Annotated in this window: 19 protein-coding genes and 1 pseudogene; 13 read left to right on the top strand and 7 right to left on the bottom strand. The window is 62.2% G+C overall.

The window, feature by feature from the left end:
* The first annotated feature begins 140 nt into the window (after positions 1-140).
* Positions 141-455, top strand: a complete 315-nt coding sequence (locus tag YH62_RS20085) for a hypothetical protein (protein WP_046796011.1) — start codon at positions 141-143, stop codon at positions 453-455.
* Positions 456-486: 31 nt separating this feature from the next.
* On the opposite strand, the gene YH62_RS20080 is transcribed toward YH62_RS20085, so the two are convergent.
* From YH62_RS20080 to YH62_RS20065, 4 genes are all read right to left on the bottom strand, one after another.
* Entirely contained in the window at positions 487-1407 is a 921-nt protein-coding gene (locus YH62_RS20080) for a 4-(cytidine 5'-diphospho)-2-C-methyl-D-erythritol kinase (RefSeq protein ID WP_046796010.1), read from the bottom strand.
* 3 nt (positions 1408-1410) lie between these two features.
* Positions 1411-3246 (bottom strand): tetratricopeptide repeat protein, encoded by a 1836-nt coding sequence (locus YH62_RS20075; protein ID WP_046796009.1) that lies wholly within the window; start codon positions 3244-3246, stop codon positions 1411-1413.
* Positions 3247-3375: 129 nt separating this feature from the next.
* Positions 3376-3858, bottom strand: coding sequence for a hypothetical protein (locus YH62_RS20070; RefSeq protein WP_046796008.1), 483 nt, complete (start codon positions 3856-3858; stop codon positions 3376-3378).
* Positions 3859-3863: 5 nt separating this feature from the next.
* The gene (locus YH62_RS20065) at positions 3864-4880 is read right to left on the bottom strand and encodes a polyprenyl synthetase family protein (RefSeq protein ID WP_046796007.1); all 1017 of its coding nucleotides are present in this window, start codon (positions 4878-4880) and stop codon (positions 3864-3866) included.
* Positions 4881-4986: 106 nt separating this feature from the next.
* Here YH62_RS20065 and YH62_RS20060 point away from each other — a divergent pair, with 106 nt between their 5' ends.
* The 4 genes from YH62_RS20060 to YH62_RS20045 all read left to right on the top strand — a co-directional run bounded on the left by YH62_RS20060 (position 4987) and on the right by YH62_RS20045 (position 7157).
* Positions 4987-5217, top strand: coding sequence for a DUF2007 domain-containing protein (locus YH62_RS20060; RefSeq protein WP_046796006.1), 231 nt, complete (start codon positions 4987-4989; stop codon positions 5215-5217).
* Positions 5214-5984: a tRNA1(Val) (adenine(37)-N6)-methyltransferase gene (locus YH62_RS20055; RefSeq protein ID WP_046796005.1), complete on the top strand. Its 771-nt coding sequence runs from the start codon at positions 5214-5216 to the stop codon at positions 5982-5984. Before YH62_RS20060 ends, YH62_RS20055 begins: the two co-directional genes overlap by 4 nt.
* A gap of 89 nt (positions 5985-6073) precedes the next feature.
* Positions 6074-6940 carry a S49 family peptidase gene (locus YH62_RS20050; RefSeq protein WP_046796004.1) on the top strand — a complete coding sequence of 289 codons (867 nt, stop codon included), beginning with the start codon at positions 6074-6076 and terminating at the stop codon, positions 6938-6940.
* 25 nt (positions 6941-6965) lie between these two features.
* Positions 6966-7157: a hypothetical protein gene (locus YH62_RS20045; protein WP_046796003.1), complete on the top strand. Its 192-nt coding sequence runs from the start codon at positions 6966-6968 to the stop codon at positions 7155-7157.
* 11 nt (positions 7158-7168) lie between these two features.
* Here the strand turns inward: YH62_RS20045 and YH62_RS20040 are convergent, their stop codons facing one another.
* The gene (locus YH62_RS20040; RefSeq protein ID WP_046796002.1) at positions 7169-7486 is read right to left on the bottom strand and encodes a type II toxin-antitoxin system RelE/ParE family toxin; all 318 of its coding nucleotides are present in this window, start codon (positions 7484-7486) and stop codon (positions 7169-7171) included.
* The gene (locus YH62_RS20035) at positions 7486-7770 is read right to left on the bottom strand and encodes a hypothetical protein (RefSeq protein ID WP_046796001.1); all 285 of its coding nucleotides are present in this window, start codon (positions 7768-7770) and stop codon (positions 7486-7488) included. Before YH62_RS20035 ends, YH62_RS20040 begins: the two co-directional genes overlap by 1 nt.
* Before the next feature lie 145 nt (positions 7771-7915).
* Between YH62_RS20035 and YH62_RS20030 the strand changes: the two genes are divergently transcribed.
* The 8 genes and pseudogenes from YH62_RS20030 (at position 7916) to YH62_RS19995 (ending at position 16287) form a co-directional block, all read left to right on the top strand.
* Entirely contained in the window at positions 7916-8872 is a 957-nt protein-coding gene (locus YH62_RS20030) for a glycine--tRNA ligase subunit alpha (protein WP_046796000.1), read from the top strand.
* Between the two features lie 112 nt (positions 8873-8984).
* The gene (locus tag YH62_RS20025; RefSeq protein WP_046795999.1) at positions 8985-9536 is read left to right on the top strand and encodes a LemA family protein; all 552 of its coding nucleotides are present in this window, start codon (positions 8985-8987) and stop codon (positions 9534-9536) included.
* A gap of 86 nt (positions 9537-9622) precedes the next feature.
* Entirely contained in the window at positions 9623-10882 is a 1260-nt protein-coding gene (locus YH62_RS20020; RefSeq protein ID WP_046795998.1) for a 3-phosphoshikimate 1-carboxyvinyltransferase, read from the top strand.
* Between the two features lie 87 nt (positions 10883-10969).
* On the top strand, positions 10970-12868 hold the full coding sequence (locus YH62_RS20015; protein ID WP_137326874.1) for a DUF2207 domain-containing protein: 1899 nt from the start codon (positions 10970-10972) through the stop codon (positions 12866-12868).
* Positions 12869-12990: 122 nt separating this feature from the next.
* Positions 12991-13449, top strand: a complete 459-nt coding sequence (locus tag YH62_RS20010; protein ID WP_046796088.1) for an endonuclease domain-containing protein — start codon at positions 12991-12993, stop codon at positions 13447-13449.
* Between the two features lies 1 nt (position 13450).
* Positions 13451-15601, top strand: coding sequence for a glycine--tRNA ligase subunit beta (glyS, locus tag YH62_RS20005; protein ID WP_046795996.1), 2151 nt, complete (start codon positions 13451-13453; stop codon positions 15599-15601).
* 48 nt (positions 15602-15649) lie between these two features.
* A pseudogene (locus YH62_RS20000) lies at positions 15650-15971 on the top strand (type II toxin-antitoxin system RelE/ParE family toxin).
* Position 15972: 1 nt separating this feature from the next.
* Entirely contained in the window at positions 15973-16287 is a 315-nt protein-coding gene (locus YH62_RS19995) for a transcriptional regulator (protein ID WP_046795995.1), read from the top strand.
* Positions 16288-16341: 54 nt separating this feature from the next.
* Here YH62_RS19995 and YH62_RS19990 read toward each other — a convergent pair whose 3' ends face one another.
* Positions 16342-18180: a methyl-accepting chemotaxis protein gene (locus YH62_RS19990; protein WP_046795994.1), complete on the bottom strand. Its 1839-nt coding sequence runs from the start codon at positions 18178-18180 to the stop codon at positions 16342-16344.
* Positions 18181-18345 lie beyond the last annotated feature (165 nt).

Genomic DNA, 18345 nt, shown 5'->3' with positions numbered 1-18345 from the left:
GCGTTCGGGTTCATAATGCAAGTTGCGCCACCGCCTTAAGGAAAACCTCTGGCGGCAGGCCGCGAAATGCCGGGTAACGGCAGAACAGGTCAGCGGAAGGCTCCTCTTCCGCCGGGTTATCCGGCGAAAGGAGATGCGTCATGGAACGCAGCATGATCCGCAGACTGACCCAAGCCATGGTGCTGGGGGCCGCGCTGGCATATCCCCAGGCAGCAGGATCGCAAGCCGTTCATAGTTGCGCCGACCGCTCCGAAATGGTCGAATTCCTGGCCAGAAACTACTCCGAAAAGCTTTCGGCAGTCGGGTTGATCAACCAGAAGGCAATCATCGAGGTCTATGTCGGCGAAAGTGGCAGCTGGACGATGCTGGTGACCAATGTGAACGGCATAAGCTGCATGGTCCTCAGCGGCGAGGGCTGGCAATCGGTTCCGGTTCTTCCCGAAACGAAAACCTGAATTGAGGAGAACTCGGCCGAACGGCTCTGGCTTATTGATCTCGTAAGTCGTGCCCGCCAATGGTCTCGGCCGCCTGGAAATACCAGCCGGGCTTCCGGCGGCTGAGGCTTTTGGCCGCGTCCTCCGCCGCCTCGATGGAAGAGAATATCCCGAAGCAGGTGGCGCCCGAACCGGACATGCGGGTGAGAAGCGCGCCCTCGGCCTCGATCATCGCGGCAAGCTCGCCGATCTCCGGCACCAGCGTTTTCGCCGGCTGCTCGAGATCGTTGCGCAGGCCTGCAAAATAGGCGAGCCAATCGCCTCTACGAGCCTTGATCGGAGGATTGTCCCGCCGCGCGAGCTGCCGGAATATCTCGGGCGTCGAGACGCCGATGAGCGGATTGCCGAGCACCAGCGCAAGCACGGGAAAGGAGGGAAGGGGCGTCAGATCCTCGCCGATCCCCCGCGCCATCGAGGGCACGCCCTTCAGGCACATGGGCACATCCGCGCCGAGGGAAAGCGCAATCGCGGCAAGCTCCGTCTCGGGAAGGCCGGCATTCCAGAGACGCATGAGGCCGCGCAAGGTGGCCGCAGCATCCGCCGAGCCGCCGCCGATGCCGGCCGCGACCGGCAGGTTCTTTTCGAGATGGATGGCGACGGGCGGCGCTTCGCCGCCGGCGGCGATGATCGCCTGCCTCAGCCGGTCGCGCGCCGTCAGAACCAGGTTGGGTTTCGGGTCATCGCAGAGCATGGTTCCGAAGCGCCCCGATACCGAGAAACCGTCGCTTGCCGCAGGAGAGAACGAGAGCCTGTCACCAGCCTTGGCAAAGGTCACTATGCTTTCGAGCAGGTGGTAGCCGTCAGCGCGTTGCCCCACCACGTGCAGGGCAAGGTTGATCTTGGCCGGTGCCGGCTCGAACAGCGTTGCGCCGGCCTCAAAGCCGGCGCCGGTCGGATGCGTGCCGGAAGGCATGCGTCAGGATTTCTTGTCCGGATTCGCCGGGGCAGGGGCGGGCGGCGCAGGCGCCGGAGCGGGGCTGCGATCGGCCGTCGTCGCATTGGGATCGAGCGGCGGCAGGCCGTCGGCGATCTTCTGCTTGATCTGCTCGCGGTTGACGTCCTCTCCCTCAGAAATCAGAGCCCGGTTCCACTGATAGACGGCTTCGAGCTTGCGCCCGACGCGCCAGTAGGCATCGCCCAGGTGGTCGTTGATCGTCGCGTCGCCGGCGCGAAGCTGAATGGCCCGTTCCAGTTCCGTCACAGACTCATCGAACCGGCCCATGCGGTAGTAGGCCCAGCCGAGCGAATCGACGATATAGCCGTCGTCCGGCCGCGCCTCGACCGCCCGGCGGATCATGTCCAGGCCTTCTTCGAGATTGTGGCTCATGTCGACCAGCGAGTAGCCGAGATAGTTCAGCACCTGCGGCTGCTCGGGGTTGAGTTCCAGCGCCTTGCGGAAGTTCGGCTCCGCCTGGTCCCACTTCTTCAGGCGCTCATAGGCGATGCCGCGCTGGAAGAAGACCGTCCAGTCGCCGCGCTTCGTCACGGGGCCGATCACCTCGACCGCCTTGTCGTAGTTTGCTGCCATGGCGGCATAATCCTTGGCATCGGAAAGCACGCTGCCATAGGCGAGATAGCTGCGGATGTCGGTGGTATCGGAGGCGATAAGCTCTTGAAGGTGCTTGCGCGCCTCATCCACCTTTCCGGTCTGCGCGAGCGTCAGGCCGAGCTGGAGTTCGGAAATCCGCCGCATCGGCGAACCTTCCGGCACCTTCTGATAGAAGGCGATGGCGCGCTCCGGCTTTTCCAGCTTCTCGGCGATGCTGCCGAGCAGGATCAGCGTATCGGCGCTGTCCGGATCGAGCGCGTGGGAAACCTGCAGGTAGAGCGAGACCATGTCTTCCGCGCCCTGCCTGTTCAGCGCTCCGCCGATCGAGAAGAGCACGGCTGCCGCGCCGTCGGTCGCATCCGTCACCTGCTGAGCGGGCTTTTCGCCTTTCTCGATGCTTTCGCGCAGCGCCTTCAGCGGCGCATAGCTGCTGATCATGCCGTCGCCGACGGAGATCGCGTCGAGCGCCTTCTGCTTGTTGCCTTCGGCCGCCTCCAGCCGCGCAAGCGCCATGACGGCGCGCATGAAGGTGTCCGGGGCGGTCGCGACCGATTCCTGATTGGTGATCGCCGCGGACAGGTGGTTGCGGGCAGCCGTCTTGTCGCCCGCCACGATCGCCATGGCGCCGAGGTGATAATCGGTGAAGACCTTGAACCAGTCCGGGCCCTTGAGCGCGCGCACGCTTGCCATCGCCGCCTTGCCCTTGCCGGCGCCGACATCCGCCCATGCGGTGATCAGCGCATGGGTCAGCCGGTCGAGGTCGTTAGGCCCCTCGTAGGGGAGTAGCGCCTTTGCTTCCTTGAACTTGCCGTCGCGAATGGCGTCGAGCCCACGTACGATGGTGGTGATCCGCTCGACGGCCTTGTCGTCCTTGAGGGCGTCGGCTTCCTTGAGGCCCTCCTCGAACTCGCCATTGAGGAAGAGCGCGATCATCAGCCTTTCGCGGATTTCGAGATTGGCGGGATCGAAGCCGAGCGCCTTGCGGTAGAGCGTGATCGCGGTCGGATAGTCATGATCCACGTCGGCGGTGCGGGCTGCGAGAAATGCGCCGGAGAAGGAATGCACGTTCTCGGGGGTGAAGGTTACGATTTCCTTCGCGGTGGGAGCTTCCTCGGAAGGAGCGGCCTTCGCCGTCATGCCGAAGGAGAGTACTGCGACGAGAGCCGCGCTGGAAAGCAGAAGAAGGCTGGAGTTCCGCCGCATGAATATGCCTTTCGCTGATGGTGGCGCGACGTTTCGCGCTCGCCGTCCCGCATCACTTGATTCACGATAGAATGGCTTTTTTGGTACCGGACTGCAAGAAATCTCGGGCTTCGTTTCCTGCCGCGGCGATCACGAAGCGAGCAGCGCCATCCGTTCCAGGTCCTTCGGCCGCCCGCAAAGCCGGAAGACGGCGAGAAGGTCGTCACGGCTGGCGATGAAGGTTTTGGCGGTGCGATAGCTGACTTCCTGTCGCTCCTTGATTGCCACTCGATGCCAGGCACCCTCCGAGAGCGCGTCGAAGCCGGCCATGATTTCCACCGGTATTTTGCCGAGATCCGGGCGCAGCAGGATTTGCGAACGAAAACGCTCGGTACCGGTGCCGGCCACGTTGGGAAACCCATGCCGGCGGACAAGCCGCTCCGCGTCGGCAATGGAAATCAGAACATCGATATCGGCAATCGGCGTCGGCATCCGGTATCCGTGGAGCCGCATCGCGGTTCCGCCGAACACGCACCAGGGATCCCGGCACGCCGACATCAGGTCGGCGAGACGGTTCAGCGCCTCTTCGAGCCGATGGTTGTCGTCCCCAGCCCTGTCGTCCGGAGCACCCATCAGCTTTAGTTGACGCGCTGGATCGAGAAGTCGATCACTTCCATGAGCGCGGATTTGAGCGGCGAGGCCGGCAGCGGTGCCAGGGCATCCCGCGCGATGGTGCCGTAATGCTCCGCCCGGCTGATAGTGTCGTTGAGCGCGCCGTATTTGTTGATGAGCCCGAGCGCCTTTTCCAGGTTCTCGTCGCTGCTTTCGCCCTTCTCGATCGCCTCGCGCCAGAAGGCCCGCTCGGCTTCCGTGCCGCGGCGATAGGAGAGAATGACCGGAAGCGTGATCTTGCCTTCGCGGAAATCGTCCCCGACATTTTTGCCGAGATCGGCTGCCTTGCCGCCATAGTCCAGCGCGTCGTCGACGAGCTGGAAGGCAAGCCCAAGGTTCATGCCGTAGGATTTGAACGCGGCGCGGCCGGCCTTGTCGGCATTTGCGATGATCGGGCCGACTTCAGCCGCCGCAGCGAAGAGGGCCGCCGTCTTGGCGCGGATGACGGCGAGATAATCGTCCTCCGTCGTCTCCATGTTCTTGGCGACGGAAAGCTGGAGAACTTCACCCTCGGCGATCACAGCCGCGGCCGTGGAAAGCACGTCGAGCGCCTCGAGCGAGCCGACATCCACCATCATCCGGAAGGCCTGGCCGAGCAGGAAATCGCCCACCAGCACGCTCGCCTGATTGCCCCATATGGTGCGCGCGGTGGATCTGCCGCGGCGCAGGTCACTTTCGTCCACGACGTCGTCATGCAGCAGCGTCGCCGTGTGCATGAACTCGACGCTGGTCGCGAGCTTCACATGGCCATCGCCCCGGTAGCCGAAGAGCGAGGCGGACGCGAGCGTCAGCATGGGCCGCAGGCGCTTGCCGCCCGAAGAGATCAGGTGGTTGGCGACCTCCGGGATCATCTGCACGTCGGAGCCCGCCTTCGACAGGATAAGCTGGTTCACCCGTTCCATATCCGCTTTGGTGAGATCCACCAGTGGCTTGACGGAAGCCGGTTTGTTTTTGCCTTCTTCAAGCGGTATCACGACGCCCAACGATCGGACTCCTGTTCAAATCTTGTGCAGGACAATAGAAAGGGGAACATAGTGCGGCAAGGGCCAAATCGCTTTTTCGCCCAGTTTTGGAAGGGTTTCCCAAGGGATGCGTGAATTAATCCGAACGAATGATGCCGTGCTTCTGTCGTTTGCGGAAAGCCTCATGAAGGATGCGGGCATCCATTGCCTGATCGCCGACCAGGCGATGAGTGTGCTCGAAGGCTCGCTCGGCCTCCTGCCGCGCCGCTTCCTGGTCGATGAGGAAAGGGCGAAACAGGCTCGCCGCATATTGATCGACGCAGGATTAGAGGCGGAGTTGAGGGACGACCAGGCATGAAGGAGACCGTCGATGCCTTTCATCGCGGCCGCTTCCATGTAATCCAGCCGAAGGGGGAAGGACATCGCTCCGGCGTCGACGCAATGCTGCTTGCCTCTCTTGTCGAGGGGGAAGGGCCGATCAGCGTGGCCGACCTCGGCGCGGGCGCGGGCGCGGCCGGACTGGCCGTAGCGTCACGCCTCGATCACGCGAAAGTGCTTCTTGTCGAGCGTTCGCCGCTGATGGCCGACTACGCCCGCAAGACGCTCGCCTATCCCGAAAACGAAAGATTTGCCGATCGGGTGCGGGTGATCGAGGCGGATGTGACGCTCACCGGTAAGGCACGGCTTGCCGCGGGGCTTGATGACGAGGTCCATGACCACGTCATCATGAACCCGCCGTTCAACGATGCAGCGGACCGGCGCACGCCCGACCAGTTGAAGGCCGAGGCTCATGCGATGAGCGAAGACCTGTTCGAGAGCTGGCTTCGTGCCGCGGGCGCGATCATGAAGCCGGGCGGGCAACTTTCCCTGATCGCCAGGCCGCAATCGATCGGCCAGATCATTGCCGCCTGCGGGAAGCGTTTCGGCGGGCTGGAGATCACGGCCGTCCATCCTCGTCCCGGCGAGGATGCCACCCGGATACTGGTTACCGCGATCAAGGGTTCGCGAGCGCGGCTTACATTCAGGGCACCCCTCATCCTGCATGGCGAGACGGGGCATGGTTTCACGGAGGAGGCCGACGACCTCAACAACGGCCGCGCCGTCTATTCCCGCCGGAAACGCTGAAATTACTGAATTTTCACCGATCAACCATTGCGTTTGCGGTCCGCTTACATACATCACGGGTTCACGATTTGCGTCTGACAGGATGGACAATGGCAGGTTTTTTTCAGCGTTTGATGCCGAAACGGTTTCGCAAGAAGGGGGTGACCATCCCCGTCGTCAGGCTTCACGGCGCAATCATGACCGGCGGCGGGCAGTTCCGCCCGGTTCTGAACCTTGCCACCGTCGCGCCCGCTCTGGAAAAGGCCTTCGCCAGGAAGGACGCGCCGGTCGTCGCCATCTCCATCAATTCGCCGGGCGGCTCGCCGGTGCAGTCGCGGCTGATCTTCCAGCGCATCCGGTCGCTGGCCGAGGAGAAGGACAAGAAGGTCCTTGTCTTCGTTGAGGATGTCGCGGCCTCCGGCGGCTACATGATCGCGCTTGCCGGCGATGAGATATTCGCCGATCCGACCTCGATCGTCGGATCGATCGGCGTCGTTTCGGGCGGCTTCGGTTTTCCGGAACTCCTGCGCAAGATGGGTATCGAGCGCCGCGTCTATACCGCTGGGGAGAACAAGGTGATCCTCGATCCCTTCCAGCCGGAAAAGGAAGGCGACATAGAATACTTGAAGACGCTGCAGCTCGAAATCCACACGGTCTTCATCGACATGGTGAAGGCGCGCCGCGGCAGACGGCTGGCAGATGATCCGACGGTCTTTTCCGGCCTGTTCTGGACCGGCACCCGCGGGCTGGAGCTGGGGCTGGTCGATAGCCTCGGCGAGATGCGGGATACGTTGAAACGCCGTTATGGGGCGGATACGAAGCTGGAATTGATCGGCAGCGCGCGGACGCTTTTCGGCCGCAAGGTTCCGGGCGTCGTGTTCGGCGGTGGCCATGCCGGCGAAATTGCCGCGGGCGCCACGGCGGGCCTTGCAGCCAGCCTCGAAGAAAAGGCATTGTGGAGCCGTTACGGGCTTTGAAGACCGCGCGAGGATACGAGGGGAAATGGCGCAGCTCATATTTCTGATTATTTTGTTGGGTGGCGGATGGCTGCTCTACAAGAAATTCATCAAGGATGCAGAAAAGCTGACGGAACGTTCCCGCCGGCAGGAAAAGGAGCGCCAGACCGGCGCGATTGCCACGCTGGAAAAGGATCCTGTGACCGGGGAGTATCGCGTAAAGAAGGACGAGGAGTGAGGCCCGGCCTTCTATTTTCTCCCTTTTATCTGTCGTTCCCAATTTGAGCCCGCATAGCCCACACAGATGATGAACACCGTGCGCGTTTCATCATCCACCGTGAAACAGATGACAGCTTTTTCCGCTGCGGGAATGGCGCGGAGCCTTGGCCGTAGATCGTCGCGAATGCTGCCGATCTTGGGAAGGTCCGCCAGTCGATAAGTGGCAGCTTCTATCTCTGCAAGTTTCCGATCTGCTGTGATTTTGCCGCTATAGTCCTCAATGAATTTGTGGATATCGACCAGATCTTGTTCGGCTCGGGGATGATACTCAAGTCGATAGACTGGCATCAGCTACCCTTGTGCTTTTCTTCGAGCCGTGCACGTACGCGGTCGAAGAGATTATCCTTGTCCATCGCTATCCACTGATCCCTGGGCAATTCCATCCGTCGACGGATTTCGTCCGCCATGCCTGCGAGAGGATCACGGGCCTCGGTTGTTTCCTCGCTCTGTCGCAGGGTGTCGATGCCGGCTTCCAGCACCTTCTCGACCGAAGGAAATTGACCGCTCTCGACCAACTGCTCGGCATAATGCAGATATCGCTCCGATAGGGTCACGTTGTTTTTGACGTTCATCGCGGTTCTCCGGAAATTGCCCGATCCTACCATAGATCGAAATTCAGCGGCATAGTGCAATATGGGCGAACGCATAAATCCTTGACCCTTGGCTGCCCTCGTGGCACTCGTCCGCGACGAAATCACAAAATTCCGGCCATAATCCATGACGAACCTGCCCGACCATATGTCTCCGAAGCGCTCCTTCCAGGGGCTCATCCTCGCGCTCCACAATTATTGGGCGGACAAGGGCTGCGCTGTACTGCAGCCCTATGACATGGAGGTCGGCGCCGGCACCTTCCACCCCGCAACCACGCTTCGCGCGCTCGGGCCGAAGCCGTGGAAGGCGGCCTATGTGCAGCCGTCCCGCCGCCCTTCGGACGGTCGTTACGGCGAAAACCCGAACCGGCTGCAGCACTATTATCAGTATCAGGTCATCCTGAAGCCGAATCCCTCCAACCTGCAGGAGCTCTATCTCGGCTCGCTGGAGGCGATCGGCCTCGATCCCCTGCTGCATGACATTCGCTTCGTGGAGGACGACTGGGAAAGCCCGACCCTCGGCGCTTGGGGCCTCGGCTGGGAATGCTGGTGCGACGGCATGGAAGTCTCGCAGTTCACTTACTTCCAGCAGGTCTGCGGCATTGAATGCTCGCCGGTCGCGGGCGAACTCACCTATGGCCTGGAACGGCTCGCCATGTATGTGCAGGGCGTCGACAACGTCTACGACCTGAACTTCAACGGCCGCGAGGGCGAGGAAAAGATTTCCTATGGCGACGTCTTCCTACAGGCCGAGCAGGAATATTCCCGCCATAACTTCGAGTTCGCTGACACCGCCATGCTGCACCGGCATTTCATCGACGCGGAAAAGGAATGCCAGGCGCTTCTCGCTGCCGGCGCTCCGGGCGCCAGCGCCAATCAGATGCTGCACAAATGCGTCTTCCCGGCCTATGACCAGTGCATCAAGGCAAGCCACGTCTTCAACCTTTTGGATGCACGCGGCGTGATCTCCGTCACCGAGCGCCAGAGCTACATCCTGCGCGTACGTACGCTCGCCAAGGCCTGCGGCGAAGCTTTCCTTCTGACGGATGCCGGCGGTGCGAATTTCGGCAGGGAAGCCGCCTGAGGAAGGCTGGATTTCTCCAGCCCTTTGGCTCTAACCCTTTGGAAATTTGACGCAACCGACGATTTATGCCTAGTGTCCCGCCGTAGACTTCCGGTCTCAGGGGGATTCGCGCATGTATATCCTGCTCGGCATCATCGTCGTCGTCGGCCTCTATCTGGTCTTCCTCTACAACAGCCTGGTGAAAAGCCGGCAGATGGCCGAAGAGGCCTGGTCCGGCATTGACGTGCAGTTGAAGCGTCGCGCCGATCTCATCCCGAACCTCATCGAGACGGTGAAGGGTTACGCGGCGCACGAGAAGAGCACGCTTGAGGAAGTGATTTCGCTTCGCAATCAGGCACAATCCATCCCGAGCGGAGATGTCGCTGCCCGCGCGCAGACAGAAGGGCTGCTCTCCCAGGCGCTCGGCAAGCTCTTCGCGCTGGCGGAGGCCTATCCCGATCTCAAGGCCAACCAGAACTTTTCGGAGCTGCAGGCCTCGCTGGAAACCATTGAAAGCGAGATCCAGATGTCCCGGCGCTACTATAATGGCGCCGCCCGCGACCTGAACGTCAAGGTGGAAAGCTTTCCGTCCAATCTCGTCGCCGGCCAGTTCGGCTTTTCGCAGCGCGAGTATTTCGAAATCACCGACGAGGCGGATCGCGCCGTGCCCGCCGTCAAGTTCTGACGCCGTTGGACTTTGGCGAAGAAGGCATTTATGAGCGGGCTCGCGCCCTTTGATCGACTGCGCGAGCGACGGAAGAGACAGACATCATGGCCAGAGCCAAGCTCACGATAATCCCCCCCGGCAAGCCGCTTATCGGCCGCGCCGCTCCTCCCGGCTCGAAATCGATCACCAACCGCGCATTGCTTCTGGCCGGTCTGGCTAAGGGTACGAGCCGGCTCACTGGTGCGCTGAAGAGCGATGATACGCGCTATATGGCGGAGGCTCTGCGCGCCATGGGAGTGAAGGTCGAAGAGCCCGACGCGACCACCTTCGTGGTGACCGGCTCCGGCAAGCTTCAGCCCCCCGCAACACCGCTCTTTCTCGGCAATGCCGGTACTGCGACCCGCTTCCTGACGGCCGCTGCGGCGCTCGTCGATGGCAAGGTCGTGGTCGATGGCGACGAGCATATGCGCAAGCGGCCGATCGGCCCGCTGGTCGAGGCACTCCGCTCGCTCGGCATCGACGCCTCAACCGAGACCGGCTGCCCGCCGGTGACGGTCAACGGCAAGGGCGGCTTCGAGGCAGAGCGGGTGCGGATCGACGGCGGACTTTCCAGCCAGTATGTCTCCGCACTTCTCATGATGGCGGCAGGCGGCGCCCGCCCCGTCGTCGTGGAATTGCTCGGCGAGCATATCGGCGCGCTCGGCTATATCGATCTCACGGTTGCCGCCATGCGCGCCTTCGGCGCAAAGGTCGAGCGCACCAGCCCCGTCACCTGGCAGGTGGAGCCGACTGGCTACCGCGCCGCCGATTTCCACATTGAGCCGGATGCCTCCGCCGCGACCTATCTCTGGGCCGCGGAAGTGCTGACCGGCGGCCAGATCGATCTCGGCACGCCGGCCACAGATTTCACCCAGCCCGATGCTAAGGCCTACGATCTGATCGCGAAATTCCCGCATATGCCCGCGGAAATCGATGGCTCCCAGATGCAGGATGCCGTGCCCACGCTCGCCGTGCTTGCCGCCTTCAACGAGACGCCGGTGCGCTTCACCGGCATCGCCAACCTGCGTGTGAAGGAATGCGACCGCGTTCGCGCGCTATCGACAGGCTTGACCAATATCCGGCCGGGTCTCGGCACGGAGGAGGGGGATGACCTGATCGTCGCCTCCGATCCGGCGCTCGCGGGTCAGGTGCTGCCTGCCGATATCGATACTTTCGCCGATCACCGCATCGCCATGAGCTTCGCGCTCGCGGGCTTGAAGATCGGCGGCATCACCATTCTCGATCCCGATTGCGTGGCGAAGACCTTCCCGGCCTACTGGGATGTGCTGGCCTCGCTCGGGGTAGCTTACGACGAAGACGCATAAAGGTTTGCAAAAGGCGCGCGGCGCGCAAAGAGGAGGAAGGTCGTGATACGGTGGTTCTCCGGTTTCTGCGTCGCGTTCTTCGCCTTTCTGTCGGTCTTCGTTCTCGCCCTTCCGGCGGTGGCTGAGGAATATATCCGCTCCTATCATTCGGAGATCCGGGTGGCGCCGAATGGCGAACTGGCGGTCGTCGAAACTATTACGGTGAATGCCGAGGGCCGGAATATCCGTCGCGGCATCTTTCGCGATTTTCCTCTGACCATGCAGGATGCGGCGGGCCGCACGGTACGCGTCGGCTTCGATGTGGTATCCGTCACCCGCGATGGCCGGCCGGAGCCCTGGCAGACCGAATCCGTCACCGGCGGCACCCGCATTATCGCCGGTTCGCAGGATGTGCTGCTCGATTATGGCGAGCATACCTACGTCATCACCTACACGACCGACCGGCAGATCCGCTTCTTCGACGATCATGACGAACTCTACTGGAACGTCACCGGCAATGGCTGGCAATTCCGCATCGCCAATGCTTCGGCGCGCGTGACGCTGCCGGAGGGCGCGCGTATTACCCAAACGGCAGCCTTCACCGGCGCTTTCGGCGCGAGGGAACGCGACGCGACCATGTCGGGCAACGGCAATACGGCCGTGTTCGCCACCACGAGAACGCTCGGCCGGCAGGAAGGCCTTACCATCGTCGTCGGCATTCCGAAGGGCGTGATTGCGGCTCCGTCCGCCGATCAGCAGCGAGCCTGGTGGCTGCGCGACAATATGGGTCTTCTGATCGGTTTCGGCGGGCTCGTTCTGGTGGCGCTCTATTATGGCCGCAGTTGGCTTGCGGTCGGCCGCGATCCGGCGCGCGGTGTCATGGTGCCCCGCTGGGATGCGCCGGACGGCATCTCCCCGGCGCTCGTCAATTACATCGAGAACAAGGGCTTTTCCGGCGCGGGCTGGACAGCGCTTTCGGCAAGCGCGCTGGACCTTGCCGTGAAGGGCCATGTCACGCTGGAGGATCTGGATAAATCCATCACCATCCGCCGCACGGACAAGCACGCGGAAAAGGCCCTTCCGGTCGGTCAGGCGGCGCTCCTGCAGGCCGTCGGCGGTCCGGGCGATGCGCTGGTGATCGACAAGGCGAACGGCGACCGCGTGCAGACGGTCGGGGCGAGCTTCCGCCGCGCCATGGAAAGAGAGCACCGCGGCAAATACTACCGTTCGAACACCGGCTATGTGATCGGCGGCATCGCGCTGAGCCTGCTGATCCTGGGCGCGGTGCTCATCTTCGGCAATCTCGATCCGGATATGATCGCCGTTCTGATCGTGCCCACCTTCTTCGCCGTGTTCTTCGGCATCTTCGCGGTGAATTTCGGCAAGGCCATGCGGCGCAAGAGTTCGCTGGCCTCCAAATTCATGATGATCCTGATGATGGGTTTCTTCGGTTTCGTGGCGATCTCCACGCTCTCGGGCATCGTTGTCGGGCTTGCCTCGGAACTGACTGGCATGGACCATTGGCCGATCTTTGTCGCCGTTGGCGGCATCGTTCTCCTGAACGTCATCTTCTTCTTCCTGATGGGCGCGCCCACTCCGCTCGGGCGGAAGATGATGGACGGCATCGAGGGATTGCGGACCTACCTCACGCTTGCCGAAAAGGACCGCATGAACATGGCGGGCGCCCCGCAGATGTCGCCGCAGCATTTCGAAACGCTGCTCCCCTATGCGGTCGCGCTCGATGTCGAAAAACCCTGGAGCCGCGCCTTTGAAACCTGGCTCGCCACGGCGGCGGCCGGTGCGGTGGCAGCGGCTTACGCGCCTACCTGGTATAGCGGGCATTCCATCGGTAATTTCGGCGAGCGCATCGGCGGCTTCTCCTCCTCCATGGCGGATACGATCGCCTCCACCATCCCGACGCCGAAATCCTCCTCGTCCTCCTCCGGCTTCGGCGGAGGCGGCTTCTCCGGGGGTGGCGGCGGCGGAGGTGGCGGTGGCGGGTGGTAGCTTCTGCCGGCGACGGTTCGGCATAGCGTCACCTCCCCCTCAAGGGGAGGGTGAGTGTCTGCCTCGACGGCCTGCCCATATCCGATATGTTGCATCTTGAGATTGAAATTCGGCCGGATGACATGATCAAGAAGAAGCCCTCGAAAACCACTCCGTTCAAGGTTGCCAATGCACGTCGCCTGCGCAATGGCAGCACTGATGCGGAGGCGAAGCTTTGGCGCAATCTGTACCGCATTCCCATGGAAGGGACGCATTTCCGTCGTCAGGTGCCAATTGGCAGGTATTTTGTTGATTTCGCCTGCCATCAAATCGGTCTGGTGATCGAGCTCGATGGCGGTCAGCACGCGGAAGACGCCGCAGTCCTATACGATAACGAGCGCACGGCATTTCTCGAAAACCAAGGCTATCAGGTCATCCGTTTCTGGAACCATGAGGTGACGAGCGAGCTGGACGCCGTTCTCGACACGATATTTGCCATTGTGCAGCAGCGCCTAACTTTGCTAGCAGAGGCCGACAATTTTCACCCCACCCCGGCACTGCGTGCCGACCCTCCCCCTCAAGGGGAGGGTGAGGAAAAGTGACATGCCCGACCTACTCCTAGAGCTTCGTTCCGAAGAAATCCCGGCCCGCATGCAGCGCAAGGCCGCGGGAGACCTGAAAAAGCTCGTTACCGACGTGCTGGTGGAAGCGGGTTTGACCTATGAGGGCGCGCGCGAATACTGGACGCCGCGCCGGCTGACGCTGGATATCCGAGGCCTCACCGCCCGCTCCGCCGACCAGCGCGAGGAGCGCAAGGGACCGCGCACCGATGCGCCGGAAAAGGCGATCGAAGGCTTTCTACGCGGCGCGGGCCTCGCTTCGGTCTCCGAGGCGCAGGTCGTCAGCGACCCGAAGAAGGGCGATTTCTATGTCGCCGTGATTTCGAAACCCGGCCGCGCCGCGGAAGAGATCATCGCCGATGTCATGCCCGGCATCATCCGCAATTTCCCTTGGCCGAAATCCATGCGCTGGGGCGCGGCTTCCATGCCGAAGGGCGCCCGCTTCGGCGGCATCGATGGCAAGGGATCGGAAAGCCTGCGCTGGGTGCGCCCACTGCAGTCGATCGTCTGCGTCTTCGGTCCCGAGCACGAGGAAACCCAGGTCATCCCCTTCGAGATCGACGGGATCGTGGCCGGCAACGTCACCTACGGCCACCGTTTCCATGCGCCGGGCGCGATTACCGTGCGCCGCTTCGAGGATTATGCGGCGAGCCTCGAAAAGGCGAAAGTCATGCTCGATGCCGAGCGCCGCAAGGACGTGATCCTGCACGATGCGCGCGACATCGCCTTCGCCAACGGTCTCGAATTGGTGGAAGACGAAGGCCTGCTCGAAGAGGTTTCCGGCCTTGTCGAATGGCCGCATGTGCTGATGGGCGAGTTCGAGAAGGAATATCTCGAAATCCCTTCCGAGATCATCCGCCTCACCATCAAGACCAATCAGAAATGTTTCGTCTGCCGCCCGCAGGGTGGCGAGGGCCTTTCCAGCCGCTTCATCCTTATCTCGAACATCGACGCCAAGGATGGCGGCAAGGAGATCATTCACGGCAATGGCAAGGTGGTGCGCGCGCGCCTGTCCGATGCCAAGCATTTCTGGACCCGCGACCAGGGCGACCTGCCGGACCTGGAGACGCTGCAAGACTCGGCCGCGAAGTTCGACCTCGATCTCGCAAAGCCGCTCGACCAGCGCATGGCCAAGCTCGACGCGTTGAACGTCACCTTCCATGCCAAGCTCGGTACGCAGGGCGAGCGCGTCGCGCGCATTCGGGCGCTCGCGGCGGAGTTGGCCAAGATCACCGGTGCGGGTCCGGCGCTGGTCGATCGCGCAGCCGTGCTGGCCAAGGCGGACCTGCGCACCGAGGCGGTCGGAGAATTCCCGGAACTGCAGGGCCTGATGGGCCGCAAATACGCGGTGCTGCAGGGCGAAAATCCCTCTGTCGCCGCCGCAATCGAGGATCACTACAAGCCGCAGGGCCCCTCCGATCGCGTGCCGGACGACAAGGTGGCGATCACCGTTGCGCTCGCAGACAAGCTCGATACGCTCGTCGGTTTCTGGGCGATCGACGAAAAGCCCACCGGCTCCAAGGACCCCTTCGCGCTGCGTCGCGCCGCGCTGGGTGTGGTGCGTATCCTGCTGGAGCGGAAGGTGCGGTTGCCGCTTCTCGCCGTGACGAAGGATGCCGATCTCCTCGCCTTCTTCCATGATCGTCTGAAAGTCTACCTGCGCGATATGGGCGCCCGGCACGACATCATCGACGCCGTGCTGACCCCCGATGCCGACGACCTTCTGATGGTCGCCCGTCGAGCCGAGGCGCTGACTGCCTTCATCACGTCCGAGGACGGCAAGAACCTGCTGGCCGGCACCAAGCGCGCCGTGCAGCTCCTCGCGGCCGAGGAGAAGAAGGGCACCGTGATCGCCGATAGCGTTTCGGAAGAGCTGTTGAAGCTCGATGCGGAAAAGGCCCTCTGGGCCGCCATTCAGACGGCTTCGAAGGAAGCATCCGAGGCGATCGCCAACGAGGATTTCCGCTCCGCCATGGAGGCGCTGTCGAAGCTCCGCGCGCCGGTCGATAAATTCTTCGATGACGTGCTCGTCAACGACGAGGACGCGGCGATCCGCGCCAACCGCCTGGCATTGTTGAAGGCGATCCGCGAGGCGACCGGCACGGTCGCGGATTTCTCCAAGATCAGCGGCTGATTTCCCAAATCCATTGGCAAATGGTGGCATATGTGTTACTAATTGCCAATGAAGATCACCGAATACCTGGACCGGAATGGATCGAGCCCGTTCAGCCGGTGGTTTACGAAAATCGACGCACGCGCCGCTTCGAAGGTAACAATCGCCTTGGCGCGGATCGAACAAGGGCAACCTTTCGAACGTCAAATCGGTCGGCTCGGGAGTCATGGAATACCGGATCGACTACGGTCCCGGATATCGAATTTATTTCGGCCGTGACGGCGATCAACTGATCATCTTATTGGTTGGCGGCACCAAGCAGCGGCAACAGAACGATATCGAGACGGCGCAAACCTACTGGCAAGAATATAAATCCAGGAAAGGAAGCTAAGATGGCGCTGACCCGGGAATTTAAGGAAACGATCAAGGCGCGTATGGACAAAGACCCAGCATTTCGCGCGGCTCTGCTTTCCGATGCCGTGGAACTGCTTCTCGAAGGCGATCTGGATACGGGCAAGAGCGTTTTGCGCGACTTCATCAACGCCACGATTGGTTTTGAGGAATTGGCCGGAAGGGTGAACATGCCCTCGAAGAGCCTGATGCGGATGTTCGGCCCAAAGGGCAATCCGCGGGCCGACAACCTTTTCAATGTCATCCGCGAACTTCAAGAGAGTTCAGGCATTCATCTTGCGGTTGCCGCAGCATAAGAAAACCGCCGGGCTTTTGACCCGGCGGCTTTGTTTTTGCCTGAAGGTGGCTGCTCAGCCCGCCATGCGCATCCGCTGCGCCATCTGCTGCAGCCCGCCCGAAGCCGAACCGGAACCATTGACTCGGAATCCGCTGATGAGGCCGATCAGCTCTTCGGTGTCGACCGCGAGCGCTTCGGCCGAGGCCGTGGTCTCTTCCGCCATTGCCGCATTGTGCTGGGTCGCAGCGTCGAGCTGATTGAGCGAGGAGGCTATGGAACGCAGCGTCGTATCCTGTTCGGATGCCGAATGGGCGATCTTGCTGACGATGTCGCTCGCCGCCTTCACCTGATCGGAGATGCGCTTCAGCGCCTCGCCGGCTTCGCCCACCAGCCGCACGCCGTTCTGCACCTGGCCGGAGGAGCGGGAGATCTGGTCCTTGATCTCCTTGGCCGCCGCGGCGGAACGCTGGGCAAGCTCGCGGACCTCTTGAGCAACGACCGCGAAGCCCTTGCCGGATTCCCCGGCACGGGCGGCTTCCACGCCCGCGTTGAGCGCAAGCAGGTTGGTCTGGAAGGCGATGTCGTCGATGACGCCGATGATCTTGGAGATTTCGTCCGAGGAGTGCTCGATCGCGCCCATGGCGTCGATCGCCTGGGTGACGATCTGGTCGGAGCGGCTGGCTTCGCCGCTGACGGAAGTCACCCGCTGGGCGGCCTCATGCGCGCCTTCAGCGGTCTGGCGCACGGCAACCGCCAGTTCGTCCAGCGCGGCGGAGGTCTCTTCCAGGTTCGCGGCCTGCCGTTCCGTCCGCTGGGAGAGTTCGGCGGAAGCCCGGCGGATTTCCTCCTTGGAGCCGCCGATATCGACGCTCTTGGAGTTCACCTTCGCCATCGCGGCTTCCAGATGGGAAAGCGCGTCGTTGAAGTTCGTGCGCAGCGAGGCGTAGCGGCTGCCGAGATCGCCGCAGCGGACCGTCAGGTCGCCGCGGGCGAGATCGGCCAACGCATCGCCGATCGTGGAAACGACGCGGGCCTGAAGCTGCGCTTCTTCCTGCTGCATGTCGGCGTTCTGCTGCCGCTCGCGGTCGAGCTCCTGCTGCTGCTTCACCTGGCGCTCGGCCATGGCATGGCGTTCGCGAATCTTTTCCTGCAGCGCCTGGGTGGCTTTGGCCATCAAGCCGATTTCGTTCGACATCTCCGTGTGGGGAATGGCGATCGAGACGTTCTCGTCCGCCACCGCTTCGAGAGCGGTGTGGACTGCCGCCAGCGGCCTGGTGATATTGCGGATGACGATCGCCGCAACGCCGAGCGCCACGAGGAAGGCGATGATCCCGGTGCCGACCACTTCCATGATCGTGTTGTTCACCTTGGCGTCGAGGTCGTCGGTATAGACGCCGGTGGCGACCACGACTTCCCAGGGTTTGAAGTCGGCCGAATAGACCGCTTTCTTATAGACTTCATCAGCCGGTGTGCCGGGCTTTTCCCAATAATATTCGGTAATGCCGCCGCCGGCGCGACCCTTGGCGACCAGTTCCTCGCGGAACAGGTTCCCCATCTTGTCGGGCTGGCCCTTCTGCTGGACGCCGACGGTTTTCGGGTTGAAATGAAAGACTGTGACCATGTCGTAGCTCATGCCGAAGATATAGCCGGCCGGCTCGAACTTGATGGCCGCCACATTGGCATAGGCGAACTTCCGGGCGTCCTCGCGGGTCAGCGTGCCGGCCTGCTCCTGCTCGTAATAATACTGCATGATCGAGACGGCGGATTCGACCTGGTTTTCCAGCATCTCGTAACGCTCGGCATAGATCGAAGCGATCGAGGAGCGGACCTGGTAATAGGTCACGGTGGCGAAGGCCACCATCAGCACGGCCACGAGGGCCAGCAGTTGGTAGGATATCTTCAGATTCTTCATTTTCTACTCAATGTTCAGGCGGCCGGAAGCTTCCGCCAGGAAGCGGCCGGTGCGATGCGGGGTCTTGTTGGGGAGGCGCATCCTGCGCCGATCATGTGCGTCATCGCACCTGGCCGCAAAGTGCAGCCGAACATTTGAGAAAAATTTAATATTCTTCGCGGCTTG

The sequence above is a fragment of the Rhizobium sp. LC145 genome, from assembly GCF_001005825.1.
Classification (GTDB): Bacteria; Pseudomonadota; Alphaproteobacteria; order Rhizobiales; family Rhizobiaceae; genus Neorhizobium.
This window is presented reverse-complemented; position numbering and strand designations above follow the sequence as displayed.

Coding starts and splice junctions, on each gene's coding strand:
- YH62_RS20035 (WP_046796001.1), bottom strand. CDS start 7,770: ATGAACGTCAAAAACAACGTGACCCTATCGGAGCGATATCTGCATTAT.
- glyS (WP_046795996.1), top strand. CDS start 13,451: ATGCCCGACCTACTCCTAGAGCTTCGTTCCGAAGAAATCCCGGCCCGC.
- YH62_RS20060 (WP_046796006.1), top strand. CDS start 4,987: ATGCGTGAATTAATCCGAACGAATGATGCCGTGCTTCTGTCGTTTGCG.
- YH62_RS20055 (WP_046796005.1), top strand. CDS start 5,214: ATGAAGGAGACCGTCGATGCCTTTCATCGCGGCCGCTTCCATGTAATC.
- YH62_RS20025 (WP_046795999.1), top strand. CDS start 8,985: ATGTATATCCTGCTCGGCATCATCGTCGTCGTCGGCCTCTATCTGGTC.
- YH62_RS20075 (WP_046796009.1), bottom strand. CDS start 3,246: ATGCGGCGGAACTCCAGCCTTCTTCTGCTTTCCAGCGCGGCTCTCGTC.
- YH62_RS20070 (WP_046796008.1), bottom strand. CDS start 3,858: ATGGGTGCTCCGGACGACAGGGCTGGGGACGACAACCATCGGCTCGAA.
- YH62_RS20010 (WP_046796088.1), top strand. CDS start 12,991: ATGATCAAGAAGAAGCCCTCGAAAACCACTCCGTTCAAGGTTGCCAAT.
- YH62_RS20040 (WP_046796002.1), bottom strand. CDS start 7,486: ATGCCAGTCTATCGACTTGAGTATCATCCCCGAGCCGAACAAGATCTG.
- YH62_RS20045 (WP_046796003.1), top strand. CDS start 6,966: ATGGCGCAGCTCATATTTCTGATTATTTTGTTGGGTGGCGGATGGCTG.
- YH62_RS20080 (WP_046796010.1), bottom strand. CDS start 1,407: ATGCCTTCCGGCACGCATCCGACCGGCGCCGGCTTTGAGGCCGGCGCA.
- YH62_RS20085 (WP_046796011.1), top strand. CDS start 141: ATGGAACGCAGCATGATCCGCAGACTGACCCAAGCCATGGTGCTGGGG.
- YH62_RS20030 (WP_046796000.1), top strand. CDS start 7,916: ATGACGAACCTGCCCGACCATATGTCTCCGAAGCGCTCCTTCCAGGGG.
- YH62_RS20050 (WP_046796004.1), top strand. CDS start 6,074: ATGGCAGGTTTTTTTCAGCGTTTGATGCCGAAACGGTTTCGCAAGAAG.
- YH62_RS19995 (WP_046795995.1), top strand. CDS start 15,973: ATGGCGCTGACCCGGGAATTTAAGGAAACGATCAAGGCGCGTATGGAC.
- YH62_RS20020 (WP_046795998.1), top strand. CDS start 9,623: ATGGCCAGAGCCAAGCTCACGATAATCCCCCCCGGCAAGCCGCTTATC.
- YH62_RS19990 (WP_046795994.1), bottom strand. CDS start 18,180: ATGAAGAATCTGAAGATATCCTACCAACTGCTGGCCCTCGTGGCCGTG.